Source organism: Leucobacter sp. PH1c, assembly GCF_000633415.1.
Lineage (GTDB): Bacteria > Actinomycetota > Actinomycetes > Actinomycetales > Microbacteriaceae > Leucobacter.
The window spans coordinates 19861-46167 of the sequence record NZ_AYMV01000003.1; the positions used below are offsets into that span (position 1 = coordinate 19861).

A 26307-nucleotide genomic window follows, 5' to 3' on the forward strand; every position below is an offset into this window, starting at 1 on the left:
AGCGGCTTCCGGCGCCGTGCGGGGCCGGGGCGCGGGCCCCGGTGCGCACGGCGCCGGAACCCGCGGCCGGAGGCGGCGCGTCCGCTACGGCTGGCACTGCGCGGCGCCGGTCTCCTCGCAGACCTTCCGCACGCTGTCGTAGTAGTCGTCCTCGACGGGGACGAGCTCGGTGAAGAACGCCGCGAACGCGTCGGTGATCTCGATCCCCTCGGCCTCGATCTCCTCGCGCGTAATGCTCTGGAGCGCGTCACGCAGCGACGCCTGCACATCCGCGGGCAGGTTCGTCGACATGACGAGCGGTGCGCCGGGGACCGTCACCCGGTTGATCACCGTGAGATCGCCCTCGGCAAAGAGCCCGTCGGCGATGCCGGTGGTCTCGACGACGGCGTCCTCCGCGAAGCCGGCGTCGCACTCGACGCCCTGCGCGGTCTTCTGCGCGGAGGCGTCGTGCCCGCCCGCGAACACGGGGGTGACGTCCTGCTCCGGATCGATCCCGACCGCGAGCAGCTCGGCGCTCGGGTAGAGGTACCCGGAGGTGGATCCCGGGTCGACGAAGCAGACCTTCTTGCCCTTCAGGTCCTCGAGCTTCGTGATGTCGGATCCCTTCGGCACGACCGTGAGCGACTCGTAGCCCGGCTCCTCACCCTCGCTCGTGACGGTGACGCCGATGGGCGTGAGCTTCGCCCCGCCGTTCGTCGCGGCCACGTAGGTGAAGCCGGAGAAGTTGCCGATGTCGATGCGACCGGCGATCGATGCCTCAACCAGCGCGGCGTAGTCGGTCGACTGCACCAGCTCGACCTGCTTCCCGGTCTTCGCCGCGATGTAGTCGACGAGCGGCTGGAAGTTGCTCTCGACCGACTGCTGATCGGGCACCATGCCCATGACCAGGGTGTTCTCGTCCTTCGCGAAGCCCTCGGCGGAGCTCGTGGTCTCGGCGCCGTCGGCGGCCGGCTCGGATGCGGGCGCGCAGGCGGCGAGCGTGCCGACGAGGGAGAGCCCGGCGACGAGAGCGAGTCCGCGGCGGAGTGATGCGTTCACGGGGTGTGACCTTTCGGTTGTGAGTGAGTACTGCGTGATGGGGTCGATCGTGCGGTGAAGTCAGTGGCCGGCGAGGGCGCGCACCCAGGCGGCGTCGGTGCCGCGCAGGTCGTGGAGCACGGCGTCGGCGTGGTCTGCCCAGGAGGCGCCGGTATCGCGCACGAGCACGGCGGTGCAGCCGGCGGCGAGCGCGGCGCGAAGCCCCACCTCCGAGTCCTCGAACACGACGCAGGTGTCGGGCTCCCGTCCGAGCAGCGCGGCCGCGAGCAGGTAGGGCTCGGGGTGGGGTTTCGTCGCGGCCACGTCGTCCGCGGTGACGAAGTGCGCGAAGGCGGAGAGGTCGACCTGCCGGGCGGCGGCTTCGAGCCAGCGGCGGGAGGAGCTGGTGACGAGCGCGAGCGGGATCCCCGCGGCGCGCAGCTCGCCGAGCAACTCCTCGGCCCCCGGGCACCAGCGGATCGTGCCGTCGAGCGCCTCGAGCGACGCGGCTTCGAGCCGCTCGGCGATCGCGCCCGCCCCGGGGAGCGCGGGGAGCACGGCGGCGGCCGCGAGCGCCGCGAGGATCGTCGTGCTCGCCTGCTCGACGGTCGCACCCTCCAGCTCGGCCACGAGCGCCTCGCTCGGGCGCATGCCGAGCTCGGTGATCACCGTGCGGACGGTAGCGAGCCAGGTGCGTTCGGTATCGAGGAGCGTGCCGTCCAGGTCGCAGAGCACCGCGACGGGGGCGTGCGCCGCGGCGGCCGAACGGGCCGGGGCGGCGGGGGCGGGAGTGCTGTTCACCCGTTCATTACGGCGCGGGCGGATGAGCAGCGGCGAACCGATCGGTGAACGGGGGCTGAACGTTCCGCGGCGTCCCCGCTCGTGGCGCGGACAACTGCGCACGGCTGTTCAGAAGCTCGCCGCCGCGCGCCTGGACAGGGGCTAACCTGGCCGGGTGACCAGCCCTCCCCGCCCCGCGTCCTCGCACCGCGAGGTCCTGCGCGATCTCCTCGCACGCATCGTCGACGGCGAGTTCGGCGCGGGCACCGCGCTCCCCTCCGAGACCCGGCTCGCGGAGCACTACGGGGTGGCCCGCGGCACCGTGCGCAACGCGCTCGCCGGCCTCGCGGATCGCGGAATGGTCTCCCCCGTCCAGGGCGCGGGCTGGATCGTGCAGTCCACGCTCCACACGCAGAGCTTCGTCGAGCTGCGCTCGTTCGCCCAGTGGGCGCGGAGCAAGGGGATGACCCCGGGCGGGCTCGTCCACGCCGCCGAGCACGGCACGGCGAGCGGGACCGAGGCGCGAAAGCTGCGGGTGGCGCCGCGCAGCCCGGTGCTCCGGGTCACGCGCACCCGCACGCTCGACGGCCGGGTGGTGATGCTCGAGCGCACGGCCTACCCGGAGTGGCTGGCCGAGCGCATCGCCGCGATTCCCCCGGACGAGTCATCGGTCGTCGACGTGATGCAGACCGAGTTCGGGGTGACGACGGCCCACGCGGACCACGCGATCGACGCGGTGCCGGCGTCGAGCGCCGACTCCGCGCTCCTCGGGGTGCGGCGCTCGAGCCCGCTGCTCCGGGTGCGGCGCACGAGCTTCACGAGCGGGGGCCGGCCCATCGAGTACGGCGAGGACCGCTACCTCCCCGACACCGTCACTTTCCAGGTGCAGGCGTCGAGCGTGAGCAACACGCTCACGCGCAGCGAGTTCTCCCCGGGCTAGGCGGCCCCCGCGCGCCCGCGCCTAACGCACGCGCACGGCGCCCGGCTGCACCGTCACCCCGATGCGCACCACCTCGCCGAGTTCGTCGCCGTCGACCTCGAACACCCGGGGCTCGTCGAGCTCCACCCGCAGCTCCGCGAAGCGCTCGTGCGCCGCGCTTGCGCTGCTCTCGGCGCTCTCGCCGCCGGTGAGCACCCGCTTCAGCCCGTTGTCCCACACCATGTTCCGCAGGGTGTCGGCCCAGCCCGCAACACCGTCCGCGCGGAGCAGGAGGAGATCGAGCTCGCCGTCGCTCGGATCAGCGTCGGGGAGCAGCGTGATCCCGCCCTGGAGCGTGCCGCAGTTGCCCACGATGAGGGTGTGCGCGTGCTCGGGCTGCGCATCGGCGCCATCGCGCGCGAGCGTGAGGTCGATCACCTCGCTCGCGGAGACCGCGCGCCCCAGCGACTCCACGTAGGCGAGCCAACCGGCGCGCGCCTTGAGGTCGTCGTCGGTCTCGGTGATCATGTGGGCGTCGATGCCGAAGCCGGCCATCACGGCGAAGGCGTGCCGTTCCCGTGCGCTGTCGGAGCGCTCGATCTCGGCCCAACCGATGTCGATCGCCGCGGCCTCGTCCGCGAGTGCGCGGGTCATCGCACCACCGACGTCGTTGAGGGGCACGCCGAGGTTGCGCGCGAGCAGGTTCCCGGTGCCGAGCGGGATGATCCCGAGCTCCGCCGCCGCGCCGCGTTCCGCGAGCTCCTCGGCGACGGCGCGCACGGTCCCGTCGCCGCCCGCGGCGAGCACGACGGTCGCGCCGGCTTCGAGGGCGGCGCGTGTCGCGGCGCGGCCGGGATCATCGGGGCTGGTCTCGTGCCAGCTCAGCTCACCGCTGAAGCCCTCGGGCACGGCGGCCTCGAGATCCTCCCGCTGGGTCTTCGACGGATTCCACACGATCCCCGCGCGCACTGCGCTCATAGGCCCATCCCTTCGGTTGTGGCGGGCCCACCGCGCGAGACGTCGCTGCGATGGCTCCCGGCTCACCGTTCAGCCTAGGGCGACCGCGGTGCCCCGTGGCTGGGCGAACCGTGTCAATCCCCGGGATCGGCTGTGCGGGGCACGGCTCAGTCGGCCGTTCCTGCGGGCTCCGCCTGCGTCGACTCTGCCACCCCTGCCGCCTCAGCTGCCTCGGCCGCCTCAGCCGCCTCGGCCGCAGCGACCTCCGCGGGCTTCGGGCAGCGCAGGTGCGTGGGCTTTCCCGGACCGCCTCGGTCGATGCGGTGCAGCGACATCGACTGGGTGCACACCGGGCACTTCGGGTCCGCCGGCTGCACATAGGCGGGCTCGCCCCGCTCGCCGATCTGCGCGGGCCCCTCGAACTGGTAGAAGAGACGCTGCACCGCGGCGTAGAGGCCAGGAACCCCGTCGTAGGGGGTCTTGTGCCAGAGGTGGTACTTTTCCCGTTTTTGTTTGCGCACAAACGAAATACTAGCACGGATCGTTTGTGCACGAATGAGCTACCCTGTGAGCATGACCTCTGAGGCGACTCCCGAAGACCTGCTGCAACTCGACCGGCAGGTCTGCTTCGCGCTCGCGGTGGCGAGCCGCAGCGTGATCGGCGTGTACCGCCCCATCCTCGAGCCGCTCGGACTCACCCACCCGCAGTACCTCGTGATGCTCGCCCTCTGGGAGCAGTCCCCCCTGCGTTTCCGCGACCTCGCTGACTCGCTGCGGCTCGATCCCGCGACGCTCTCGCCGCTCGTGAAGCGCTTGGAGAGCCTCGACCTCATCGCCCGCCAGCCCGTGGCCGACGACGAGCGCACCTTCGCCCTCGTCCCCACCGCGGCGGGGCAGGCGCTCCGGGAGCGCGCGCTCGACGTTCCCCCGGCCGTGATCGCTCGGCTCGGCCTGCCGCTCGACCGCCTCGAAGCGCTGCGCGACGAGCTCACGGCCATCATCGCCGCGGTCGACTCGGGAAGCTAGGCGGACTCGCGCGTCTCCGGCCTCCCGGTGAAGCGGTCCATCGACGAGTACACGCCGAACACCCGCCCGGCCACGACGTCCCAGGCGCGCGTGGGCAGCACGCCGCGCAGCGCCATCGCGAGCTTCACCGTCCACGGCTTACTCACGATCGGCTTCGCCGCGAGCATGCCCGACCACGCCGCCCGGACCGCGCGCTCCGGCGTCATGATCGGCGTGAGAAGTGGGCCCCGCGCCCCGGCGAACATGCCCGTGGAGATGTAGCTCGGGCAGAACGTGGTCACCGCGACGTGCGTATGGCCGGCCCGTTCCAGCTCCAGCCGGAGCGACTCGCTCCAGCCGATCATGGCCCACTTCGACGCCGCGTAGACGCTCATCCGGGGGTTCGGCAGCGTGCCCGCCGCTGAGGCGACGTTCAGCACCCGCTTCGGGCGCGAGCGATCCGCGATCATCCCGGGGAGCACCGCCCGCGCGAGCCACATGGGAGCGAGCGCGTTCACCTGCATGGTCAGCTCGATGTCGGCCTCCGGGTCGTGCTCCCAGAACAGTGCACCCCGCACGATCCCCGCATTGTTCACGAGGACATCGGGATCGCCGAGCTCGGACCGCACCCGCAGGATCCCGCGCTCGACCGCGGCGCGATCCGCGATATCGACCGGGTACGCCCGCACCACGGGCGCGGGCCCCGGGCGCGCGCCCGCTCCCCCGCCGTGCGCGAGCTCCTCCGCGAGCACCTCGGCCCGGGCGCCGTCGACGTCCCAGAGCGCGATCGCCGCGGCGCCCTCGCGGGCCGCCCGTCGCGCGTAAAGTTCGCCCATCCCGCGGGCGGCGCCCGTGATGAGGACGATGGAGCCGGGGATCACGGCCCCGGGCCCGCCGGACACGGTTGCTCGCTGCTCTGCCATGCGCCCAGCGTAGCCCGGAGCCCCCGGCATCGCCCGGAGCGCCCAGTATCGCCCGCAGCGCCCAGTATCGCCCGCAGCGCCCGGCAGCTCCCCCGTACCCGATGCGGGCGCGCATAGACTCGGGACACCGCACACGTCGCGCAGCCGGATCGCCGGCTCGGGGCCGCACCGCAGCTCGTTCGAGCGCAGTGTCGATTTCAGCTCGGCTCATCCGTCACCTGAGTGATGGCGCACACGCGCCAGCGAGAGGAGAAGAATCATGAAGTACCTGCTGATGCTCACCGGAGACGGCGATGTTCCCGCGTGGGACCAACTGAGCGAATCGGAGCAGGCCGCGCTCTTCGAACGGTTCGAGCAGTTCCAGGCGGAGTGCTCGGCGCGCGGGATCGAGGTGCTGGCCGAGGCTGCGCTGGAGAGCGGCGCCGCGGCGACCACCATCCGGCGCGCCGGGGGCGCTCGGCTCGTGCACGAGGGGCCGTACGCCGCGGCATACGAGGGCCTGGGCGGATTCTTCCTCGTGGAGACCCCCAGCTTGGACGCGCTCCTGCGGGCCTCGGACGCGCTCCCTCCGTACGACATGGAGTTCCGTCCGGTCGACCCGCTCGCGTGACCGAGGCGGATTCCGGCCAGGCAGTGGCGGCCCTGGTGCGCGAGCACTGGGCGCCGCTGCTGCGCTCCCTCACGGCGTTCTCCGGGCGGGTGGATCTCGCCGAGGACGCACTGTCCACCGCATGCGAGCGGGCGCTCGCGGCGTGGGAGGACGCGCCGCCCCAGAGCCCGGTCGCCTGGGTGCGGCGCACGGCCCAGCGCATCCTCATCGACGCCCTGCGCCGCGAGCAGGCGCTTGCGCGCAGGCACCACCTCCTCGCAGCACCGCACGCCGTCGAGGCCGAGGAGTGCGCACAGGATCCCGTGGACGATCGCATCGACATGCTGTGGCTGGCCTGTCACCCGGCGCTCCGCGCGGAATCCCGCCCGCTGCTCGCACTGCGCTTCGTGCTCGGCGTCCCGACCGAGCGGCTCGCGCGCATGTTCCTCGTGCCGACCCCGACCCTGGCGGCGCGGATCACCCGGGCGAAGCAGCGCGCTGCACGCGCCGGCTTCGCCCTGCCGTCCGCTCAGCACACACCCGAGCGCTCCGCCGACGTCGCTCGCGCACTCTCCGTGGCCTACACCGCGGCGTACTTCGCGAACGATGCGTCCGCCACGGACCTCGTCACCCTGATCCGGCAGACCGCGGCGAGCCACCCGCACCCGGCGCTGACCGCGCTCCAGGTACTCGTCTCATTCGTCCACGCGCGCCGGGACGCACGGATCTCGGCCGATGGGCGGCTGCTGACCCTGGCCGAGCAGGATCGCTCCCTGTGGCACGCCGACGAGCTGGCGGAGGCGCTGCGCCAGTACACCGCCCTCGCGCCGGGCGGGGGCTACGCGGAAGAGCTGCGCGGCTACGCCACCATCGAGGCGGCCCACGCGATCGCGCCCGACCTCGAGCGCACCGACTGGGGACTCATCGACGCCGTCTTCGAGCGGCTCGCACAGCTCGGGGATTCCCCGCTCGACCGGCTGTCGCGGGTCGCGGGCCGCGCGGCATCCGGACGCCCGCTCGCTCGGCCGGACGTCGACCGGCTTCACCGCGAGCTCCCGGACCACCATCGCGTCCTCGTCATCGGCGCGCACCTCCTCCGCCAGGAGGGCGACCGCGCCGGATCCGATGCCCTCCTTCGGCAAGCCATCGAGCTCTGCCCCCACGAGCACGAGCGGGGCGCGATCCGGCAGCTTCTGGGCTCGCCCGCGGACGGCGAGCCTGCCGAGGATCGCTCGCGTCCGCGCCGCACGTGAGCGACGGAGCATCCGCGACGCCACGGAGCCGCCGAGCGCACGACAAAGCCCCGCTCTTCCGAAGAAGAAGCGGGGCTTTCTTGGCTGGGATACCAGGACTCGAACCTAGAATGACGGTACCAGAAACCGTTGTGTTGCCAATTACACCATATCCCAATGGTGGAAACTGCGCTCCGCGGGAGCGCCGCACCGAGAGTTAACTTTACCCGCTTCTCCCCCGGAACACCAAACCGGCCCGCGTGATCGGGATCCCGGGCGCGCCACGCGGCCCGGGATCCCGCTCAGTTGCGCTCGCTCCCCTGCGCGGCGTATTCGTCGACCGCCCGGCGCGGCACGAGCACGACGGGGACGGGGGCGCAGCGGACGATCTTCGCCGCGTGCGAGCCCAGCGAGATCCGCGCGAGCGGGCCCACGCTGCTCGATCCGACGAGGAGCACCTCGGAGCCCTCCCAGGCGATCGCGCGCAGCGCGGCCCGCCAGTCCGCTCCCGCGCCGACGGCGAGTTCCACCGCAGGCGCGGCGGGGTGCCGCCGCTCGATCTCGCCCTCGAGGCGCCCCGCGCGGTCGCGGATGAGGGCCTCCCACTCGGCGAGCACGGCATCCTCCGCGGCGAAGCCGATGGCCGCGCCGAGGAGGCCCCGCGGGCGCGGGTGGAACGATGCGATGCGCAGCCCCGCCCCCGCCTCGGCAGCAACCGCGGCGGCGCCGAGCACCAGTTCGCCCGAGGTCTCGGAGCCGTTGTACGCCGCGGTGATCCGCCCGAGCCGCGCCCCCGGGGCGGCCGCGAAGCCGTGCGGCGCGATCCCCACGGGGAGCTCGGCGCTCTGCAACAGACCGATGCCGACCGAGCCGAGGGCGATGCCGCCGCCCTCGCCCGCATCCGCGTTCGATTCCGCGCCGGGGCCCGTGGCGGGGTCCGCTCCCGGCCCCGCCTGCGGCTCCTCGCCCGCGGCGCCGATCACCAGGCGCACCGCGCGCTCCTCTGCGCAGACGTCGAGGAGACCGCGACGCGCGCTCGACGCGGCACGGAGCACGACGCGCACGTCGAGGTCGCCGAGCACCGCGGCGCAGTCCGCGCGGAGCCGCCCGACCGCATCCTCCGCCGCTCCCGCGAGGAAGCGCTGGTACTCCCCGTCCACGCCGCCGCCGCCCGGGGTCCAGCCCGCCGGGGTGATCGCGGCGAGCACGAGTGCCCGGTCCATCGATCGCGCGAGGAGCGCCCCGAGGTGCACTGCCGCGGCGGACGGATGCCCCGGCGCGACACCGACGACGACGGTCATCGCCCGCCCCGCTCCTGATCGAGCGCGGCCCGCTCGAGATCGTCGGTGCCGAGATCCTCATCGCGATCGCCCTCGGCCGAATCGGCGTACCGGTACCGGCCGGGCCCGGTAAGCACGATCATGCCCGTGTCGATGCGGTGCCCGAGCACCGAGTTCTTGCGGCCGGTGAAGAAGTACCAGACGAGCACGAGGACCGTCCAGGCGGCGAACACGATGATAGTGATCGGCCGGAGATCCTTGATGATCCAGAGGCAGCCGATGATCGAGAGGATCGGGATCACCGGGTAGAGCGGCACGCGGAACTTGCGCTCCAGATCGGGCTCGCGGCGACGGAGGACCATCACGGCGATCGACACGACGAGGAAGGCCGCGAGCGTTCCGATAGAGGTCATCTCGGCAAGGAAGTTGATGGGCAGGACGCCCGCGAGGATCGCGACGATGATGGAGACGATGATGGTGTTCGCGATGGGGGTCATCGTGCGGGGGTTGACCTTCTGGAAGATCTTCGGCGCCATGCCGTCCCGGCTCATCGCGAAGAGGATGCGCGTCTGCCCGTACAGCACGACGAGCGTCACGCTGAAGATCGAGATCACTGCGCCCGCCGCGACGACGGTTCCCGGCCACGTCGCGCCGACGATGTTCTCGAGGATCGCGGAGAGGCCGGCGCTCTGACCCGCGAAGTCGCCGGCCGCCTGCGCGCCGAGCGCGGTCACCGCGACGAGCACGTACACGGCGGTGACGACGATCAGCGCGGTGATGAGCGCGATGGGGAGGTTGCGGCGCGGGTTCTTCGCCTCGTCGCCGGCGGTCGCCACGGCGTCGAGCCCGACGAAGGAGAAGAAGATGATGCCGGCACCCGTCATGATCCCGGTGAATCCGAACGGGGCGAAGTTCGCGAAGTGGTCGGCGTTCCAGCCCGTGATTCCCACGGCGACGAAGAACAGCAGGACCGCGATCTTCGTGAGCACCATCAGGGTGTTCGCGATCACCGACTCGGACGTGCCGCGGATGAGGAGGAGGCAGCACAGCCCGATGAGGATCACGGCGGGCAGGTTGATGATGCCGCCCTCCTCGGGAGCGTAGAGGAGCGCGTGCGGCAGCTCCCAGCCGAGCAGGTTCACGAAGAGCTGGTTCACGTACTGCGACCACCCCACCGCGACCGCGGCGGTGGAGACCCCGTACTCGAGCAGCAGGCACGCCGCGACCCCCATCGCGGGCAGCTCGCCGAGGGTGCTGTACGCATAGGAGTACGAGGATCCCGAGACGGGGACGCTGCTCGCGAGCTCGGCGTAGCAGAGCACCGAGAGTCCGGCGACGAGCCCCGCGATCACGAAGGACCAGAGCACCGCGGGGCCGGCGATCGGCACCGCCTCGGACAGGATGAAGAAGATGCCGGTGCCGATCGTGCCGCCCACCCCGATGAGGGTGAGCTGGAACAGGCCGATGCTGCGCTTCAGCTGGCTGCCGTCCTCACCCCCGTCTCGGGGAACGGGCTTCACTCGGAAGAGCTGCTGTCGCAGGGTGCTCGCCATGTCGGTATTTCTCCAGACTTCGTTGTCTCACGCGGGGGGCCGCGATCGGTCGGTCCCGGCGCCAGGGTGCTGTGCGCCGGTGATCCAGCTGTGGGATCGAGCGGGGGCGGCGTGAGCGCGCCGCACCCCGCAGCGCCCCGGCGCGGTGCTGCTCGATGCGGGGTTCGAGCCGCTCCGTTCCGGGGCGCAGGCAGAGGGTCAGGGGGTGCGGATCACGCGGAACCGGGACACTTCGGCGTCCACCGCCCCTCGGACGTAGCCCGTGGGCGAGGCGGCGACCGCGTGCAGGAACTCGACCGCGGCGGCCGTGATCTCCTCCCCGGGCATCACGTTCGGGATCCCGGGCGGGTACGCGGCGAGCGTGTCTGCCGAGATGCGGCCCACCGCCTCGGCCGCGGGCACGAGCTCGGTGTCGCCGAAGAAGCCGTCACGGGGCGACATCCGCCGCTCGCCCGGCGCGGGGAGCGCCGGGAAGGCCGTGGCGCCGGACTGCTCGGCTCGGGCGACGGCGGCCTCGGGCGACTCGACGACGGCGACCATCGCGGCGTACACCGCGTCGACGTCGGGCGTCTTGCCCGCGCCGATTACGGCGACGATGGAGGTGGCCGTCGACATCTCGAAGTAGAGGGCGTGGTCCGCGATCAGGCGGTCGCGCACCCAGTGCCCCGAGAGCCCGGCGGCCGAAACGTCGATCGGCACACGGAGCAGGTCGGTGTCCACGATGTCGGGGGAGTCGCCGAAGTGATCGCTCACCACTTCGAAACGCGGATCGGCGCGGAGCAGGTCACGGAAACGCTCGGCCGTCGCGACGGAGCGGCCGATCGCGTCCTCGCCACCGACGAGGGCGGCGCGCGCGATGTCGAGCGAGGCGCGCATGATGGCGCTCGTCGATGTGGAGGCCGTCATCGAGAGCGCGCGCTCCACGAGCGGCTCCAGCCGCTCGGCGAACGGGCCGTGGCCGAGGTGCAGCATCGCGGACTGCGTGAGCGAGCCCGCGAGCTTGTGCGTGCTCGAGATCACGAGGTCGGCGCCGAGGCGGGCGGGCGACTCGGGCAGCCCCGGGTGGAAGCCGAAGTGCGGGCCCCACGCGCCGTCGACGATGAGCGGAGCGCCGTGCGCATGCGCGACGTCCGCGAGCCCGCGCACGTCGGAGACGGAGCCGAAGTAGCTCGGCGAGATCACGTACACCGCGGCGGCAGGGCGCCCCTCAGCGGCGGCCTCCGAGAGCGCCCGGTCGAGCGCGGCGGGCGACACGCCGTGCGCCATACCGTTCGCGTCATCGACCGCGGGGAAGACATACGACGGCGTGATGCCGGCCAGCAGGACGCCGTCGCTGAAGCTCGAGTGCGCGCTGCGCTGGGCGAGCAGGTGCTCCCCCAGCCCGCGGGCGGCGAGCGCCGCCGTCCGGTTGGCCTGGGAGGCGCCGTTCGTGAGGAACCAGGTGCGCTTCGCGCCCCAGGCGTCCGCCGCGAGCGCGAGCGCCTCGTCGAGCGGGGAATCGCTCTCAAGGTCGAGGCCCTCGAGCAGCATGGGCACGTCGAGCCGCAGCGCGCGCTCCCCGAGGAAGTCCGCGAGGCGCCCGCTGATCCCGCGGTCGCTGCCGCCGTGCCCGGGCACCATGAGCTGCGTCGGATCCCGCTCGATGTAGCGCTCGAGCGCGTCGGCGAAGGGGGTGCGCTCGTGCCGGCGGAGGCGGTCCGCGCGAGCGCGGCTCGCGGGGTCGAGATCAGGGGTCTCGCTCGTCTCGACGCGCGCGTCGGACGTGGGGTCTGCGTGGAACATGAGTTCCATCCTGTCCGGCCCGGCGCCGCAGCTGAATCCTCAGATTCCTCGGAGCTCACATATTCCGTATGTGGCAGAATTGACCTCTTCGCATCCGCACACTATATGGAGTAGGTGACACGGTGATCGACCTTCGCCAGCTGCAAGCGCTGCGCGCGGTGCACGCGACCGGCTCAGTGACGCAAGCCGCACGGAGCCTCGCCTGGAGCCAGCCCACCGTCGACTACCACCTGCGCAACCTCGACGGCCTCGTCGGCGCACCCCTCCTCGAGCGCAGCTCGCGCGGGAGCACGCTCACGCCGGTGGGGCACCTCGTGCTCGATCGGGCCCGTGAGATCCTCACCCTGAGCGACCGCGCCCTGCACGATGCCCGCGAGTTCACCCAGATGGGGCAGACCCGGCTCCGCTTCGGCACGTTCCCGACCGCGGCGGCTCGGCTCCTCCCCTCGGTCGCGGCGCAGCTCAGCACGCTCAGCATCGAGCTCGACGCCGTCCTCGAAGAGGTCTCGCCGCTCGTGCGCGACGTGAACCGGCGCGAGCTCGACGCGGCGCTTCTCTACTCGGTCCCCGGGCACGATCTCCCGTTCCGCGCGGATATCGCGACGGTGGAGGTGCTGCGCGACCCGCTGATGCTCGCGCTGCCGGTGGGGCACCCGCTCGCGGAGCACGCGTCCATCAGCATGGACACGCTGCTCACCCTGCACCGCGAGCGCTGGCTGCTCGGAGCGACTGAGGACGACCCGATGGACGCCGTCGTCGTCGACGCGTTCGCCGATGCGGGCTACTCCCTGGAGGTCGCCATCCGCTCCGACGACTTCCAGGTCATGCTCGGCATGATCGCGGCCCGCATGGTGATCGGGCTCGTGGCGCAGCTCGCCGCGGGCCACAGCCACCCGGGCGTCGTGCTCAAGCCGATCGAGGATCCGGCCTTCGCCCGCTCGGTGCTGCTCGCGGCGCCGACCGATCCGAGCACCGGTCAGCCCTCGGCCGCGGTGCGCCAGCTCGCGCTCGCGATCAAGCGGGCGGTCGCCGAGGCGGAATAGCCGCGCCGCCGCGCGACGCCGAGACGTGCTACGCCGAGGCCGCACCCGCCCCGGGGTCGGCCTCGGGATCGCGCTCGGCCTCGACGGGCTCCGCGCCGCGGCCGTCGAGCGCGTCGATGTAGCGGAGCACGATGCCCTCGCGCAGCGCCCACGGCGAGATCGTCAGCGTCGACACCTCGAACACCTTCATCGCGGTGCGCAGCACGACGGCGCCCGCCATGATCTGGTATCCGCGCTCCGGGGTGATGCCGGGGAGGTACTCGCGCACGTTCGAGGGCATGTCGCGGAGCGTGGGCTCCCACTCGCGGAGGCCCGTGTAGTGGAGCGGCGCGAGATCCCCCGTCTCGGGGTCCGGCGGGCCGCCGATGAGGCGCGCGAGCGAGCGGATCGTCTTCGAGGTGCCGACGACGCGCTTGGGGCGTGGCCGGTCGAGGAAGAGCTCCTCGCGCACGCGGGTGAACTCGGCGCGCGCGTGCGCGCGGAGCGCGGAGACCGCCTCGCGGGTGGGCGGGTCCTCCGGGAGGTAGTTGATCGTGCTGCGCCCGGCGCCGAGCGGGAGCGACACCTGCACGTCGGGGTACTCGTCAACGCCCTGGGCGATCTCGAAGGAGCCGCCGCCGATGTCGAAGAGGAGGATCTCCCCCGCCGACCAGCCGAGCCAGCGCCGCACGGCCAGCATGGTGATCCGCGCCTCGTCCTCACCGGAGAGCACGTCGAGCACGACGCCCGTCTCCCGGGTGACGCGCGCGAGCACGTCCTCGCCGTTCGGCGCCTCGCGGATCGCGCTCGTCGCCGTGCAGATCAGGTCGTCGACGCCGATCTCGTGGGCCGTGCGCACCGACTCGGCGATCGCCGCGATGATGAGCTGCACGCCCTCCTCGACGATCGCACCGTCCGCGTCGAGGTATCGCATGAGCCGCAGCACCGAGCGCTGCGAGTGGTACGGGTTGGGGCTGGCGCCGGGGTGCGCATCGACCACCAGCAGGTGGACGGTGTTGGATCCGACGTCGATCACTCCGAGGCGCATGTACTCAGTCTAGAGCGCCCGGCCTGCGGCGCCCGAACCGGCCGGGCGCCCCGGGCCGCGCACTCAGTACGCGGAATCGGAGCCCGCAGGCCCCGCCGCCTCGCCCGAGGGCTCCGCCCAGGAGCCGATGATCGCGGCGGTCCCGGAGACGCCGAAGCGCGTCGCCCCGGCCGCCGCGAGTTCGCGCACCGCCGCGGCGGTGCGGATCCCGCCCGAGGCCTTGACCCCGAGGCGTCCGCCCACGGTCTCGGCCATGAGCCGCACCGCGTGCACGGAGGCGCCCCCGGCGGGGTCGAAACCCGTCGAGGTCTTCACGAAGTCGGCGCCCGCGGCCTCGGCAGCCCGGCACGCGGCAACGATCTCGTCGTCGCGAAGAGCAGCCGTCTCGAGGATCACCTTCAGCACCCGGCCGGGCACCGCCTCGCGCACGGCGCGGATCTCCGCTTCGACGCCGGCCCAGTCCCCCGCCCGCGCGAGGCCCCGGTTCATCACCATGTCGACCTCGGCGGCTCCGTCGCGCGCGGCCTCGATGGCCTCGGCGGCCTTCACCGCCGCGGTGTGCGCGCCGCTCGGGAAACCGACGACGGTCACCACTTCGACGGCACTGCTGCGGAGCGGCCCCTGCGCGGCATCCACGAGCGTCGGGCTGATGCACACGCGCCCGACGCCGAGCGCGAGCGCGTCGAGCAGGAAGGCCTCGAGCTCGGCGGGCGTGGTGCCCGGCGCGAGGAGCGTGTGATCGGCGTTCGCGAGGAAGTCGGCGCTCGTGAGTTCGGCTGCGGGGGTCATGCGGTCTCCGTCCCGGGGTTGCGGGGCCGTCGGCAGGCCCCGGCGCGGCCCTGGTCGCCGCGCCGTGTTCTGGCGTTCGCCGCGCGAGGGGCGCGGCGGGTCATCCGTGCTGCACGATACACGACGCCCGCCGCGCGCTCGCGCTCAGCCGGCGAAGGGGCCGACCCGCTGCACGCGCACTGCGGGCTCGCCGTCGGCCTCGGACTCGGCCAGGTCGATGACGCCCTCGATCGCCCAGTCGCGGTCTCCCGCGGGATCGAGCAGCACCTGGCGGAAGCGCCAGAGGCCGTCCGCGACGGCCTCGGCGCCGCGGTCGATCTCGAGCAGCGCCGTGGATCGTGCGTCGGCGTCGGTGCGGATCTCGTCGTACTCGGTGTAGTAGCCCGCGAGGGCGTCGCGCCAGCGCTGCTCGCCGAAGCCATGGCCGCCATCGAGCTCGGCGAGCTCGGCGTAGCGCTCGAAGGCTGCGGCCTGGACGCGGCGGAAGAGCGCGTTGCGGAGCATCACGCCGAAAGCGCGCTCGTTCGCGAGCACCGAGCGGGCGGGCGGGGCGAGGTCGACGGCTCCGTCGTGAGCCGCGCGGTGAGCCTCGGGGTCGGGGTTCGCGAGCTCTTCCCACTCGTCGACGAGGCTCGAGTCCACCTGTCGCACGAGCTCGCCGAGCCAGTCGATCAGCTCCTCCAGTTCGGGGCTCTTCGCCTGCTCGGGAACCGTGCGCTCGATCGCCCGGTACGCGTCGCTCAGGTAGCGGAGCACGCCGCCCTCCGCGCGTCCGAGCTGGTAGAACGAGACGAGGTCGCGGAAGCCGAATGCCCGCTCGACCATGTCGCGCACGATCGACTTCGGGCGGAGCTGGTAATCGCGCGCCCACGGCACGTCGCGGACGTAGGCCTCGTAGGCCTCGTCCAGCAGCTCCTTGAGGGGCTGCGGGTGGGTGATCTCCTCGAGCAGCTCCATGCGCTCCTCGTATTCGATCCCCTCGGCCTTCATCGCGGCGACCGCCTCGCCGCGAGCGCGGTGCTCCTGGGCGCGGACGATCGCTCGCGGGTCTTCGAGCGTCGACTCGATGATCGAGATCACGTCGAGCGGGTAGCTCTCCGATTCGGGATCGAGCAGCTCGATCGCGGCGAGGGCGAACGGCGAGAGCGGCTGGTTGAGCGCGAAGTTGGCCTGCAGTTCGACGGTGAGGCGCAGGAGGCGCTGCCCGGAGGCGTCCTCGTGGACTTCGACGATGCCGCCGTTGCGCAGCGTGCGGAAGATCTCGAGCGCGGTGCGCGCGTGCGCGAACTGGCGCGCTCGCGGCTCGTGGCTGTCGAAGATCAGCATCTGCATCGTGTTGAGAGCCTCGCCCTCCCACTCCTCCCCACGGCCGATCACGCCGAGCACCATGGAGTGCGTGACGCGCATGCGGCTCACGAGCGGCTCGGGCTCGGAGGCCACGAGCTTGTCGAGCGTCTGCTCGCTCCAGGCGACGAAGCCCTGGGGCGGGGACTTCTTCTTGGCGGGTTTCGCCTTCTTGCCGCCCTTGCCGTCCGCCGCTTTCGCGGCCGCTTTGGCGGCGGCCTTCGCGTTCTCGATCTCGTGCTCGGGGGCGAGCGCGATCACGTCGCCCTCGGTGTCGTAGCCGGCGCGGCCGGCGCGGCCGGCGATCTGGTGGAACTCGCGCGCGGAGAGGCGGCGCATCTTCTCGCCGTCGAACTTCGTGAGCGCCGTGATGACCACGGTGCGGATCGGCACGTTGATGCCGACGCCGAGCGTATCCGTGCCGCAGATGACCCGCAGGAGGCCGCGCTGCGCGAGCTGCTCCACGAGCCGGCGGTAGCGCGGCAGCATGCCCGCGTGGTGCACCCCGATCCCGGATCGGACGAGCCGGGACAGCGTCCCGCCGAAGCCGGTGGAGAAGCGGAAGTCGCCGATGGCGGCAGCGATCTCGTCGCGACCGGCCCGGTCGACGATCTTGATCGAGGCGAGGGCCTGTGCCTGCTCCACCGCGTGCGACTGGTTGAAGTGCACGAGATACGCGGGCACCTCGCGGTCGGCGATCAGCTGCTCGACCACCTCGTGCGCGGGGGCGACCTCGTAGCTGAAGCTGAGTGGCACGGGGCGCTCGACACCCGTGACGAGCGCGGTATCCCGGCCGGTCGCGTCGCTGAGGTCCGCGGCGAGCTCCGTGACGTCGCCGAGCGTGGCCGACATCAGCAGGAACTGCGCGTCGTGCATGAGCAGCAGCGGCACCTGCCAGGCCCAGCCGCGATCGGGATCGGCGTAGTAGTGGAACTCATCCATGATCACCTGAGTGATCCCGCCGGTGTCGGGGTTGTCGACGTTCTTGTCCCGGATCGCGAGGTTCGCGAGGATCTCCGCCGTGCAGCACAGGATCGGGGCGTCCGGGTTGATCGAACTGTCGCCCGTGACCATCCCGACTCGCTCGGCACCGAAGATGCCCACGAGATCGAAGAACTTCTCGCTCACGAGTGCCTTGATCGGCGCCGTGTAGACCGTGCGCCGCCCCTCCGCGAGGGCAATGAAGTGCGCCCCGATCGCCACGAGCGATTTCCCCGTGCCGGTCGGCGTCGCGAGGATCACGTTGCTCCCGAGGGCGATCCCGAGGATCGCCTCCTCCTGCGCCGGGTACAGGCGCAGGCCGCGCTCGGTCTCCGCCCACTCCTCAAACGCGGCGAACGCCTCGTCCGCCCCTCCGGTGCCGCCCGCTCGGGCGGCGTCGAGTGCCTGGTCGAGGCTCATGCGTCCGTGTGCTCCTTCGTGCTCGTGTCCTCGGCATCGTCCGCGCTCTCGCTCGTCGCCCGCTCGGGGGCGCTCAGCTCGGCGAACTTCGCCTGCATCGTGGGGTTGCCCCGCGTCAGCTTCTTGATCGAGACGTCCTGCGCCTTGTCGTTCGCGAGGCGGAGGTTGTTCTCGGAGCGCAGCAACTGATCCTTCACCGCCTGCATCTCCTTGATCGACTTGTCGATCCGCGAGATGGCCTCCTGGAACTGGCGCGACGCGAGATCGTAGTTGCGCCCGAAGCCGCTCTTGAAGGCGTCGAGCTGCTCCTCGAACTCGGTGATATCAATGTTCTGCGATCGCACCTGCTCCAGCTCGCTCTTGTACTGGAGCGCGTTCAGCGCGGCGTTGCGCAGCAGCGTGATCAGCGGGATGAAGAACTGCGGACGGATCACGTACATCTTCGGGAAGCGGTGGGAGACGTCGACGATCCCACTGTTGTAGAGCTCGCTCTCGGGTTCGAGCAGCGAGACCAGCACGGCGTACTCGCAGCCCTTCTCGCGCCGGTCCTTGTCGAGCTCCTTCAGGAAGTCCTCGTTCTTCTTCTTGGTCGCGGTGCCGTCGGCTTCGTTCTTCATCTCGAACATGATGGATACGATCTCGATGCCGCCCGCATCCCGGTCGCGGAAGATGTAGTCGCCCTTGCTGCCGCTGCTCGCGTCGTTGTCCTTCTCGAAGTAGGCGAACGGGAAGGCCGTGGCGCGGATCTGATTGAACGTGTTCTCGCAGTGCAGCTCGAGCGTCTCGCCGATCATCTTCGTCGAGAGCCGCGCCTTCATGTCGCGCATGCGCTCGATCTCGTCGTTGCGATCCTTCAGCTGGATCTCGTAGCGCTCCGTGAGCGCGCGCTCCGCCAGCTGCTTCTCGAGTTCCGCGTGCTGCAGGCCGTTCCGCGCCTCATCGCGCTCCTTCTCGACGCGGCCCACCGCCTCGGCGATCGCGAGCTTGCGCGCCGTCTCCTCCGCTGCCAGTGCCGCGCGCAGCTCGGAGACCTGCTGCTCCCCCGCGCTGCGCGCCTCACGCAGGGCCGACTCGTGGCGCTCCCGCGCGAGCTCCTCGGCGGCCTCGCGCACGCGCGCCGTCTCCGCGATCTCGGCCGCGAGCGCGTCTCGCTCCTTCTCGACCTGAGCGAGCGCCTCCGCGACGGCGAGCTTCTGCGCGGTGGCGCCCTCGTCGAGCCGGGCGGAGAGCCGCTGGATCTCCGCGTCCTTCGCGGCCTCTGCCTCGCGCAGCTCGCCCGCGGCGGTGACGCGCGCCAGTTCGAGCGCCGCCGTCTTCTCCTGCTCCGCGAGGTGCAGCCGCTCGTGCAGCTGAGACTCGAACTCCCGATCCCGAACCTGTTTGACGATGTCTGCGTACCCCGCCTCGTCGACGGTGAACGCCTTCCCGCAGTGCGGGCACTTGATCTCGCGCATCGGCGCCTCCTTCGGGTTCGTGGGCGAGGACGATTCCCTCTAACCCTGGCACAGGCCCCGGACATTCGCCCGCGGCGGGCCGCCGTTACACTGTGCGGCATGGCCGATCCTCAGCTGTTCCTCCCGTTCCGACTGCGCGATCTCGAGGTGCGCAACCGCCTCTGGGTCTCCCCCATGTGCCAGTACTCCGTCTCCGCGGGCGACGGCGTGCCGACGGACTGGCACCTGCTGCACTACGGCGCGCTCGCGCGGGGCGGTGCCGGGCTCGTCATGATGGAGGCGACCGCAGTGCGCGCGGAGGGCCGGATCTCGCCGCGGGATCTCGGGCTCTGGGACGACGCCCAGATCCCCGCGTTCGCCCGGATCGCGGAGCTCGCGCACGCTCACGGCGCGCGGATCGGCGTGCAGCTCGGGCACGCGGGGCGGAAGGCCTCGACCCACCCGTGGCTGCCGGGCGCCCCGAGCGGCACGGTCGCTGCGGCGGAGGGCGGCTGGCCAACGGTCGGCGCATCCGCCGTCGCGTTCGGCGAGCTCGCCACACCGCGCGCGCTCGAAGCCGCCGAGCTCCCGGGCATCGTCGCGGCCTTCGTCGCTGCGGCCGGCCGCGCGGTCCGAGCCGGGCTCGACGTCGTCGAGGTGCACGCCGCCCACGGCTACCTGCTGCACTCGTTCCTCTCCCCCTTCTCGAATCGGCGCACCGATGACTTCGGGGGCGAGCTCGCCGGGCGCGCTCGGCTGCTCCGCGAGGTCGTGCGCGGGATCCGCGGCGCCCACCCCGAACTGCCGATCGTCGTGCGCGTCTCGGCGACCGAGTGGACCGCCGGGGGCTTCTCGCTCGAGGAGTGCGCGGAGCTCGCCGCGTGGCTCGCGGACGACGGCGCCGATCTGATCGACGCCTCGTCCGGCGCGAATCTGCCGCACGCCCCGATCCCCGTCGGCCCCGCGTACCAGGTGCCGCTCGCAGCGGAGCTGCGGCGCGGGCCGCTCCCCGTCGGCACCGTCGGGATGATCACCGCGGCGGCCCAGGCCGAGTCGATCCTCGCGACCGGCCAGGCCGATGTCGTCTCGGTCGGGCGCCCGCTGCTCGCCGACCCGCAGCTCCCGCTCCGCTGGGCGCACGAACTCCGGGCGCCGTCCGCGGCGGAGCTCGTCCCCGGCCCCTACCACCGGGCGCGGTTCGGCGCGGCGGGCTGAACCGCGAGCCGACTGTCGGAGGCCAGGTTTACACTGTGCCCATGACCGAGATCCTCACCGCCGAATCCTTGCTGGGACTGCGCCTGGGCGCGCTCGGGCTCGCCGGTTCCGCGGCCGCCACGGAGCGGGAGGCGCAGGATCGCGCCGAGCAGGATCGTGCGGGATCGGAGCAGGATCCGTCGGGTGCGGATCGCATCGCGGCGACCGCGCGTCGCATGCTCGCCGTGCAGGGCCAGGATTGGCGCTCCGCGCGCTGGGCGCTCGGCATGCGCACTCCGGGCACCACGGTCGCGCACGTGCACGAGGCGTTCGACCGCGGCCTCGTCGTGCGCTCCTGGCCGATGCGCGGCACGATCCACGTCGTCGCGGCGGAAGACATCGGGTGGCTCCAGGAGGCGACGAATCACCGGGTGCTCGCCGGGGCGCCGAAGCGCCGCGCGTTCCTCGGCATGAGCGACGCTGCGCTCGATCGGCTCGTCGAGACCTCGCTCGCGGCGCTCGCGGGCGGGGCCGCCCTCGACCGGGACGAGCTCTCGGCAGCGTGGACCGAGGCGGGGATCGAGTGGCAGAGCAGCTGGCGCTATCACGTCATCTGGTGGATCTGCCAGAACGGCCTCGCCGTCTTCGGGCCGACGAGCGCAGGCGGGGAACCGCTCCTCGTCCGCGCCGACGAGTGGATCCGGGCGCCGCGCGCCCGCACTGGGGACGACGCCCTCGCCGAGCTCGCGACGCGCTACACGGCGGCCCGCGGCCCCGTGAGCGCGAAAGACCTCGCGTGGTGGAGCGGCCTCACGCTCCGCGAGACCCGGCAGGCCCTCGCACTCGCCGCGGAGGCTGGCGGTATCGTCGCCGCACGGCTGGGCGATGCCTCGGGGCCGGAGCTCTGGCTCGCTCCCGAGCAGCTCGCGGCCGCCCCGAGCCTCGATGCCGAGTCGTGGCTCCTCCTCCCCGCATTCGACGAGCACCTGCTCGGCTACACGGAGCGCGCGGCCCAGCTCGCGCCCGAGCACTTCGAGCGGGTGGTACCTGGGCGCAACGGCATGTTCCTCGGTACGGTCGCAGCCGCCGGCCGCACCCGGGGCACCTGGCGGCGCAGCACTCGGGCGCGCGGCGGTGTCGAGGTCTCGCCGTTCCCCGGGGAGACGATCGACGCGGCCAGCCTCGCTCCACGCGTGGCGGAGTGGTGCGCGTTCCACGGCGTCCCCGAGCTGCCGCTCGAGTTCCCGACACCGGCGGGCGAGCCCGCACCGGGCGGCCGTGGCGTGAGAGTGTAGACCCATGGAAGTTGCCCTCGTCGCCGTCCTCGCCGTCGTCATTCTCGTCGGCACTTCGATCTTGGGCGGCAGAATCGGGGTCGCCGCGCCCCTCCTCCTCGTCGTCGTGGGGATCGGCATCGGCTACCTTCCGTTCGTCCCTCTGGTGGAGATCGATCCCGAGCTCATCCTGCTCGGTGTCCTGCCGCCGCTGCTGTACGCCGCGGCGGTGAACGTGCCGCTCGTCGACTTCCGCAGGAACCTGCGCCCCGTCGTGGGGCTCTCCGTGCTCCTCGTCCTCATCACCGCCGTCATCATCGGCGTCGTGCTCCACTTCGCGGTCCCGCAGATCCCGCTCCCCGTGGCCATCGCGCTCGGCGCAGTGATCAGCCCGACCGATGCGGTCGCGGCGACCTCGATCGGCAAGCGCCTCGGCATGCCCGATCGCGTGGTCTCGATCCTCGAGGGCGAGAGCCTCGTGAACGACGCGACCTCGCTCGTCCTCCTGAAGACGGCCATCGCGGCCGTGGCCGGCAGCTTCGTGTTCTGGGAGGCGACGGCGTCGTTCGCCTTCTCCGTCACGACGGCGATCGCCGTGGGCGGCCTCATGGGCGTCATCACCGTGTGGCTGCGCTCGAAACTGCGCAACCCGGTCTACGACACCCTCATCTCCTTCACCGTGCCCTTCGTCGCGTTCATCCCCGCCGAGGCGATGCACGCCTCGGGCGTGCTCGCCGTCGTCATCACGGGCCTGTACACGGGGCACCACGCCTCACGGCGGTTCAGCGCGACCGCGCGCATGAACGAGCGGCTCAACTGGCGCACGCTCCAGTTCGCGCTGGAGAACGGCGTGTTCCTCCTCATGGGGCTGCAGCTCCATGCACTCGTCGAGCACGTCGGCGAGAGCCCCATCCGGCTCGAGCACGTCGCGCTCATCGCACTCGTGCTCGTCGGCGTGCTCATCGCCTGCCGGGCCCTCTTCATGTTCCCGCTGCTGTTCTCCATGCGCGGCACCGCGCGGCGGTACGAGCAGCGCAGCAACGGATTCTCGCGCATGGCGCGGCGCGTCCGGGCGAGCGACGATCCCGATTCGCGGCGGGTGCAGCGCGTCGAGCTGCTCGCCGAGCGCTCGCGCGCGGACCTCGAGCACGAGCGCACGCAGCCGCTCGGCTGGCGCGACGGCGCCGCCCTCTCCTGGAGCGGCATGCGCGGCGTGGTCACCCTCGCCGCGGCGCAGTCCATCCCGGTCGGCATCCCCTACCGCGCGCAGGTGATCCTCATCGCGTTCGCGGTCGCCGTGATCACGCTGCTGCTGCACGGGCTCTCCCTGCCCCTCGTCATCCGCAAACTCTGGCCCGAGGGCGCCGGAGCCGGGGCCAGCGCGGGCGAGCTCGCATCGCTCAAGGGCGACCTGGTCGAGGCGGCCAATGCGGCGATCGACGATGCGCTCGCCAGCAGCGAGCCCGAGCAGGGCCCCGTCCCCGAGGAGGTGGTCGCCCGTGCGCGCGCGAGCGCCAAGATCAGCCTCACGCCGATCACCGTGGGGCACGGCGCCACGGGCGGGATCGCGCTGCCGAACCAGGAATCCCCCGCCCGCGCATTCGTGCGGCTCAGCCGCGTGGGGCTCGAAGCGCAGCGGGCGGCGCTCCTCGAGGAGCGCGCGATCGGCCGCTACAGCTCGCACGCGCTGCACGCCGCCGAGCTCGCGCTCGACGCCTACGAGACCCGCCTCACTCCGCCCGGAGCGCACGGCTAGCGCGCGGCCCGCGCACGACGCGCGCCGCTAGCGCAGTTCGACGCCCGCGGCGGCGAGCTCCCGGAGCGCGGCCGCCGAGCTCTCCGGCGCAACGCCCGCGATGAGGTCCGTGTACACGCGGACGTCGAGGCCCGCGGCGCGAGCGTCGAGCGCCGAGGCGCGCACGCAGTAGTCGGTCGCGATCCCCACGATGTCGAGCGCATCGATACCCCGTTCCCGGAGCACCTCCGCGAGGCCGCGACCGTCGAGCGTGCGGCCCTCGAATGCCGAGTACGCGGGCTCACCCATGCCCTTCCGCACGTGGAGGTCGATGTGGGCGAGATCGAGCTCCGGGTGGTAGTCGGCGCCCGGCGTGCCCTGCACGCAGTGCGGGGGCCAGGTGTCCACGAAGTCGGGGGCCTCCCCCGGGGCTGCGAAGTGCCCGCCGTTGTCGCCGTCGGCATCGTGCCAGTCCCGAGAGCCCACGATCAGCGTGTAGCGCTCGGCCGAGCGATCGAGCAGCGCGTCGATCCCCGCGACGACGGCGTTGCCGCCCGCGACTCCGAGGGCTCCGCCCTCCGTGAAGTCGTTCTGCACATCGACGATCAGCAGCGCACGGGCCACGGTCTCACCAGCCTCACGGGTCGACAAACTCGGGAGCTCCAGCCTACGGCGGCGGGTGGTGCAGCGCACCACTCCGCACGGGATGCGCGGCTCAGGCGGCGCGCACCGGGTTCTGGTGGTGGCTGAACACGATGCTCGTGCGCGTCGAGGAGACCGCGGGATCGGCGGAGAGGTGCTCGGTGACGAAGTCGCGCACGTGATCGGAATCGCGCGCGGCGAGGTGGATGATGAAGTCCTCGACGCCGCCGAGGAAGAACAGCTGCATCACCTCGGGCAGGCCGCGCAGTTCGTCGCTCAGCTCGGTGATGCGCTGGCGCGCACCCGAGCGCACGGTCACGCTGATGAGCACCTCGAGGCCGAGTCCCATCGCACGGGGGTCGACGCTCGCGGTGAAGCCGGTGATGATGCGGCGCGAGACGAGGCTCCGCACGCGCGCGATGCAGGTCGAAGCCGCCACGCCGACGCGCTCCGCGAGCTCCGCATTCGTGATGCGTCCATTGGACTGCAACTCGTCGACGATCTTGCGGTCAATCTCGTCCAATTCCATCTCTGGACGCAGATTCTTCGACCCCTCTGACATTGCCCACCGCTCTCAATCGCAGAAATCTCACCGTCACAACGAATTCCGAAGAGAATTCACCTTTTTCCTACTGATTACGAATATACTGCACAATTAGTAGGTTCCACCGCATCGTACGACGTGCACCCATGTCCGAGCTGAGGGGGAACTCGACTTCACCCACCACATCCGCTGATTTCTTTGGAGCATGTCATGCGCGTCGGTATTCCCACCGAGATCAAGAACAACGAAAACCGAGTCGCCATCACGCAGGCTGGCGTCTTCGAGCTGACCCGTCGCGGCCACGAGGTGCTCGTGCAGGCTGGCGCCGGCATTGGCTCGGCCATCACCGATGCGGAGTACGCCGCAGCCGGTGCCAAGATCGTCGAGGGCGCGGACCAGGTCTGGGCCGAGTCCGACATGATCCTCAAGGTCAAGGAGCCCATCGCGGCTGAGTACGACAAGATGCGCAAGGGTCAGGTGCTCTTCACCTACCTGCACCTCGCAGCTGACCGTACCCTCACCGATGCAGTGCTCAACTCGGGCACCACGGCCATCGCGTACGAGACGGTGCAGCTCGCGAACCGCGCGCTCCCCCTCCTCGCACCGATGTCCGAGGTTGCCGGTCGCCTGTCCGTGCAGGTCGGCGCGTACTCGCTCATGAAGGCTGCGGGCGGCCGCGGCGTCCTCCTGGGCGGCGTCACCGCGACCCGTCGCGGCAAGGTCGTCGTCATCGGCGGCGGCGCCGCCGGCGAGCAGGCTGCGCGCATCGCGTTCGGCATGGGCGCAGAGGTGACCGTGATCGACATCGCGATCCCCCGCCTGAAGCAGCTCGAGGACGAGTTCAACGGTCGCATCCAGACCCGCACCTCGAACGCTCACAACATCACCGAGGCGCTGAAGGACGCCGATCTCGTCATCGGCTCGGTCCTCATCCCCGGCGAGAAGGCCCCCAAGCTCGTCACCGACGAGATGGTCGCGCAGATGAAGCCGGGCTCGGTGCTCGTCGACATCGCGATCGACCAGGGCGGCTGCTTCGAGAACTCGCGTCCCACCACGCACGACGATCCCACCTTCGCGGTGCACAACTCGATCTACTACTGCGTGGCGAACATGCCGGGCGCGGTCCCCGAGACCTCGACCGCTGCGCTCACGAACGCCACCCTCCCCTACGTCGTCGCACTCGCCGACAAGGGCTGGGTCAAGGCACTGGGCGACGACGCTGCGCTGGCCAAGGGCCTCAACGCGCACGACGGCGTGGTCACCTTCAAGGGTGTCGCTGACGCGTTCGACGGCCTGGCGTTCTCGTCGGTCGAGGACGTGCTCGCAGCCAACGCGTAAGCACAGGGCGTACTCTGGATCCCATGGATCTGAAGTTCACTTTCGGAGGGGCGTCACCGGATCAGCATGATCACGGTGGCGCCCCTTCGGGCGTCTCCCCCCTCCCGCTGTCCGCGAAGCCCGTGTCGCTCGGCCCGACGAGCACCGTGCTCGATGTCGTGCTGCGCCGCGCCGACGGTGAGCTCATCGCCGAGGCGCTCTCGGGCGACGGCGTCACCTACGGCCGGTCCCCCGTCACGGACGCGCCCGCCGAGGAGGACGCCGCATTCGCCCGCGCACTGCGCTCGGCCCTCTCCCGCGTGATCGCGGAGCTCGACAGCCCGCTCTCCGAGTCCGTGACGGCCCTCGTGCTGGATCTCGGCGACGACAACGCGGCGGCGCTCGCCGCGCTCGGCCTCGACGCCGCAGCGCCCGTCGTCGACGCAGCCCTGCAGCGTCGCGCGGGAATCGCGATGGGCACCCCCGTCCGCCTCGGCGCGTAGCCGCGCGAGCTCCCGGGCCGGCGT

Annotated in this window: 24 protein-coding genes and 1 tRNA gene; 10 read left to right on the forward strand and 15 right to left on the reverse strand. The window is 71.8% G+C overall.

The genetic code is table 11. The annotated features are described in order from the left end of the window. Positions 1-84 precede the first annotated feature (84 nt). Together U874_RS0100770 and U874_RS0100775 are read right to left on the reverse strand one after the other, a co-directional pair. Positions 85-1038, reverse strand: a complete 954-nt coding sequence (locus U874_RS0100770) for a phosphate/phosphite/phosphonate ABC transporter substrate-binding protein (protein WP_025132643.1) — start codon at positions 1036-1038, stop codon at positions 85-87. Between the two features lie 60 nt (positions 1039-1098). After that, positions 1099-1818 (reverse strand): HAD family phosphatase, encoded by a 720-nt coding sequence (locus U874_RS0100775; protein WP_025132644.1) that lies wholly within the window; start codon positions 1816-1818, stop codon positions 1099-1101. 154 nt (positions 1819-1972) lie between these two features. Here U874_RS0100775 and U874_RS0100780 point away from each other — a divergent pair, with 154 nt between their 5' ends. Then, a complete protein-coding gene (locus U874_RS0100780) occupies positions 1973-2737 on the forward strand; it encodes a GntR family transcriptional regulator (RefSeq protein ID WP_025132645.1) in 765 nt (254 codons plus the stop codon). Between the two features lie 21 nt (positions 2738-2758). Here U874_RS0100780 and U874_RS0100785 read toward each other — a convergent pair whose 3' ends face one another. Next, the gene (locus U874_RS0100785) at positions 2759-3694 is read right to left on the reverse strand and encodes a diacylglycerol kinase family protein (RefSeq protein WP_025132646.1); all 936 of its coding nucleotides are present in this window, start codon (positions 3692-3694) and stop codon (positions 2759-2761) included. 146 nt (positions 3695-3840) lie between these two features. After that, entirely contained in the window at positions 3841-4194 is a 354-nt protein-coding gene (locus U874_RS0100790) for a hypothetical protein (RefSeq protein ID WP_025132647.1), read from the reverse strand. A gap of 52 nt (positions 4195-4246) precedes the next feature. Between U874_RS0100790 and U874_RS0100795 the strand changes: the two genes are divergently transcribed. Further along, positions 4247-4699, forward strand: a complete 453-nt coding sequence (locus U874_RS0100795; protein WP_036057455.1) for a MarR family winged helix-turn-helix transcriptional regulator — start codon at positions 4247-4249, stop codon at positions 4697-4699. Here U874_RS0100795 and U874_RS0100800 read toward each other — a convergent pair. Next, positions 4696-5601 carry an SDR family NAD(P)-dependent oxidoreductase gene (locus U874_RS0100800; protein WP_051582742.1) on the reverse strand — a complete coding sequence of 302 codons (906 nt, stop codon included), beginning with the start codon at positions 5599-5601 and terminating at the stop codon, positions 4696-4698. The two genes, U874_RS0100795 and U874_RS0100800, sit on opposite strands and share 4 nt — an antisense overlap. Positions 5602-5860: 259 nt before the next feature. On the opposite strand from U874_RS0100800, the gene U874_RS0100805 reads away from it, so the two are divergent. Both U874_RS0100805 and U874_RS0100810 read left to right on the forward strand, forming a co-directional pair. Continuing rightward, entirely contained in the window at positions 5861-6211 is a 351-nt protein-coding gene (locus tag U874_RS0100805) for a YciI family protein (RefSeq protein WP_025132650.1), read from the forward strand. Next, positions 6208-7443 carry a DUF6596 domain-containing protein gene (locus U874_RS0100810; protein WP_025132651.1) on the forward strand — a complete coding sequence of 412 codons (1236 nt, stop codon included), beginning with the start codon at positions 6208-6210 and terminating at the stop codon, positions 7441-7443. The genes U874_RS0100805 and U874_RS0100810 overlap by 4 nt, the downstream gene beginning before the upstream one ends. Positions 7444-7524: 81 nt before the next feature. Here the strand turns inward: U874_RS0100810 and U874_RS0100815 are convergent. The 4 genes from U874_RS0100815 to U874_RS0100830 form a co-directional block, all read right to left on the reverse strand. Continuing rightward, positions 7525-7599: transfer RNA gene (locus tag U874_RS0100815), tRNA-Gln, on the reverse strand. A gap of 125 nt (positions 7600-7724) precedes the next feature. Continuing rightward, a complete protein-coding gene (locus U874_RS0100820; protein WP_025132652.1) occupies positions 7725-8723 on the reverse strand; it encodes a universal stress protein in 999 nt (332 codons plus the stop codon). Then, on the reverse strand, positions 8720-10255 hold the full coding sequence (locus tag U874_RS0100825; protein WP_025132653.1) for an amino acid permease: 1536 nt from the start codon (positions 10253-10255) through the stop codon (positions 8720-8722). Before U874_RS0100825 ends, U874_RS0100820 begins: the two co-directional genes overlap by 4 nt. A gap of 198 nt (positions 10256-10453) precedes the next feature. Next, on the reverse strand, positions 10454-12037 hold the full coding sequence (locus U874_RS0100830; protein WP_025132654.1) for an aminotransferase class I/II-fold pyridoxal phosphate-dependent enzyme: 1584 nt from the start codon (positions 12035-12037) through the stop codon (positions 10454-10456). A gap of 122 nt (positions 12038-12159) precedes the next feature. On the opposite strand from U874_RS0100830, the gene U874_RS0100835 reads away from it, so the two are divergent. After that, positions 12160-13080: a LysR family transcriptional regulator gene (locus U874_RS0100835; protein WP_025132655.1), complete on the forward strand. Its 921-nt coding sequence runs from the start codon at positions 12160-12162 to the stop codon at positions 13078-13080. 28 nt (positions 13081-13108) lie between these two features. Here the strand turns inward: U874_RS0100835 and U874_RS0100840 are convergent, their stop codons facing one another. From U874_RS0100840 to U874_RS0100855, 4 genes are all read right to left on the reverse strand, one after another. Next, positions 13109-14107 (reverse strand): Ppx/GppA phosphatase family protein, encoded by a 999-nt coding sequence (locus tag U874_RS0100840; protein WP_025132656.1) that lies wholly within the window; start codon positions 14105-14107, stop codon positions 13109-13111. Between the two features lie 63 nt (positions 14108-14170). Further along, on the reverse strand, positions 14171-14896 hold the full coding sequence (gene deoC, locus U874_RS0100845) for a deoxyribose-phosphate aldolase (protein ID WP_025132657.1): 726 nt from the start codon (positions 14894-14896) through the stop codon (positions 14171-14173). 144 nt (positions 14897-15040) lie between these two features. Further along, positions 15041-17641 (reverse strand): RNA helicase, encoded by a 2601-nt coding sequence (locus U874_RS0100850; protein ID WP_025132658.1) that lies wholly within the window; start codon positions 17639-17641, stop codon positions 15041-15043. Then, a complete protein-coding gene (locus U874_RS0100855) occupies positions 17638-19095 on the reverse strand; it encodes a DUF2130 domain-containing protein (protein WP_025132659.1) in 1458 nt (485 codons plus the stop codon). Before U874_RS0100855 ends, U874_RS0100850 begins: the two co-directional genes overlap by 4 nt. A 99-nt stretch (positions 19096-19194) precedes the next feature. Between U874_RS0100855 and U874_RS0100860 the strand changes: the two genes are divergently transcribed. From U874_RS0100860 to U874_RS0100870, 3 genes are read left to right on the forward strand one after another with little or no spacing between them, the layout of a single operon-like run. After that, complete coding sequence (locus tag U874_RS0100860) at positions 19195-20289, forward strand: NADH:flavin oxidoreductase/NADH oxidase (protein WP_025132660.1); 1095 nt, start codon at positions 19195-19197, stop codon at positions 20287-20289. A 41-nt stretch (positions 20290-20330) separates the two neighbouring features. Then, complete coding sequence (locus tag U874_RS0100865) at positions 20331-21563, forward strand: winged helix DNA-binding domain-containing protein (RefSeq protein ID WP_025132661.1); 1233 nt, start codon at positions 20331-20333, stop codon at positions 21561-21563. A gap of 4 nt (positions 21564-21567) precedes the next feature. Further along, the gene (locus tag U874_RS0100870; protein WP_025132662.1) at positions 21568-23298 is read left to right on the forward strand and encodes a sodium:proton antiporter; all 1731 of its coding nucleotides are present in this window, start codon (positions 21568-21570) and stop codon (positions 23296-23298) included. Positions 23299-23325: 27 nt separating this feature from the next. Here the strand turns inward: U874_RS0100870 and U874_RS0100875 are convergent, their stop codons facing one another. Both U874_RS0100875 and U874_RS0100880 read right to left on the reverse strand, forming a co-directional pair. After that, complete coding sequence (locus tag U874_RS0100875; RefSeq protein WP_025132663.1) at positions 23326-23901, reverse strand: isochorismatase family protein; 576 nt, start codon at positions 23899-23901, stop codon at positions 23326-23328. A 91-nt stretch (positions 23902-23992) separates the two neighbouring features. Continuing rightward, positions 23993-24481 carry an Lrp/AsnC family transcriptional regulator gene (locus tag U874_RS0100880; protein WP_025132664.1) on the reverse strand — a complete coding sequence of 163 codons (489 nt, stop codon included), beginning with the start codon at positions 24479-24481 and terminating at the stop codon, positions 23993-23995. A gap of 192 nt (positions 24482-24673) precedes the next feature. Between U874_RS0100880 and ald the strand changes: the two genes are divergently transcribed. Together ald and U874_RS0100890 are read left to right on the forward strand one after the other, a co-directional pair. Further along, entirely contained in the window at positions 24674-25801 is a 1128-nt protein-coding gene (gene ald, locus U874_RS0100885) for an alanine dehydrogenase (RefSeq protein WP_025132665.1), read from the forward strand. Positions 25802-25824: 23 nt separating this feature from the next. Further along, positions 25825-26283 (forward strand): hypothetical protein, encoded by a 459-nt coding sequence (locus U874_RS0100890; protein ID WP_025132666.1) that lies wholly within the window; start codon positions 25825-25827, stop codon positions 26281-26283. Positions 26284-26307: the final 24 nt, after the last annotated feature.

Coding starts and splice junctions, on each gene's coding strand:
- U874_RS0100890 (WP_025132666.1), top strand. CDS start 25,825: ATGGATCTGAAGTTCACTTTCGGAGGGGCGTCACCGGATCAGCATGAT.
- U874_RS0100865 (WP_025132661.1), top strand. CDS start 20,331: ATGACCGAGATCCTCACCGCCGAATCCTTGCTGGGACTGCGCCTGGGC.
- U874_RS0100795 (WP_036057455.1), top strand. CDS start 4,247: ATGACCTCTGAGGCGACTCCCGAAGACCTGCTGCAACTCGACCGGCAG.
- ald (WP_025132665.1), top strand. CDS start 24,674: ATGCGCGTCGGTATTCCCACCGAGATCAAGAACAACGAAAACCGAGTC.
- U874_RS0100820 (WP_025132652.1), bottom strand. CDS start 8,723: ATGACCGTCGTCGTCGGTGTCGCGCCGGGGCATCCGTCCGCCGCGGCA.
- U874_RS0100805 (WP_025132650.1), top strand. CDS start 5,861: ATGAAGTACCTGCTGATGCTCACCGGAGACGGCGATGTTCCCGCGTGG.
- U874_RS0100800 (WP_051582742.1), bottom strand. CDS start 5,601: ATGGCAGAGCAGCGAGCAACCGTGTCCGGCGGGCCCGGGGCCGTGATC.
- U874_RS0100870 (WP_025132662.1), top strand. CDS start 21,568: ATGGAAGTTGCCCTCGTCGCCGTCCTCGCCGTCGTCATTCTCGTCGGC.
- U874_RS0100840 (WP_025132656.1), bottom strand. CDS start 14,107: ATGCGCCTCGGAGTGATCGACGTCGGATCCAACACCGTCCACCTGCTG.
- U874_RS0100825 (WP_025132653.1), bottom strand. CDS start 10,255: ATGGCGAGCACCCTGCGACAGCAGCTCTTCCGAGTGAAGCCCGTTCCC.
- deoC (WP_025132657.1), bottom strand. CDS start 14,896: ATGACCCCCGCAGCCGAACTCACGAGCGCCGACTTCCTCGCGAACGCC.
- U874_RS0100855 (WP_025132659.1), bottom strand. CDS start 19,095: ATGCGCGAGATCAAGTGCCCGCACTGCGGGAAGGCGTTCACCGTCGAC.
- U874_RS0100785 (WP_025132646.1), bottom strand. CDS start 3,694: ATGAGCGCAGTGCGCGCGGGGATCGTGTGGAATCCGTCGAAGACCCAG.
- U874_RS0100850 (WP_025132658.1), bottom strand. CDS start 17,641: ATGAGCCTCGACCAGGCACTCGACGCCGCCCGAGCGGGCGGCACCGGA.
- U874_RS0100860 (WP_025132660.1), top strand. CDS start 19,195: ATGGCCGATCCTCAGCTGTTCCTCCCGTTCCGACTGCGCGATCTCGAG.
- U874_RS0100830 (WP_025132654.1), bottom strand. CDS start 12,037: ATGTTCCACGCAGACCCCACGTCCGACGCGCGCGTCGAGACGAGCGAG.
- U874_RS0100880 (WP_025132664.1), bottom strand. CDS start 24,481: ATGTCAGAGGGGTCGAAGAATCTGCGTCCAGAGATGGAATTGGACGAG.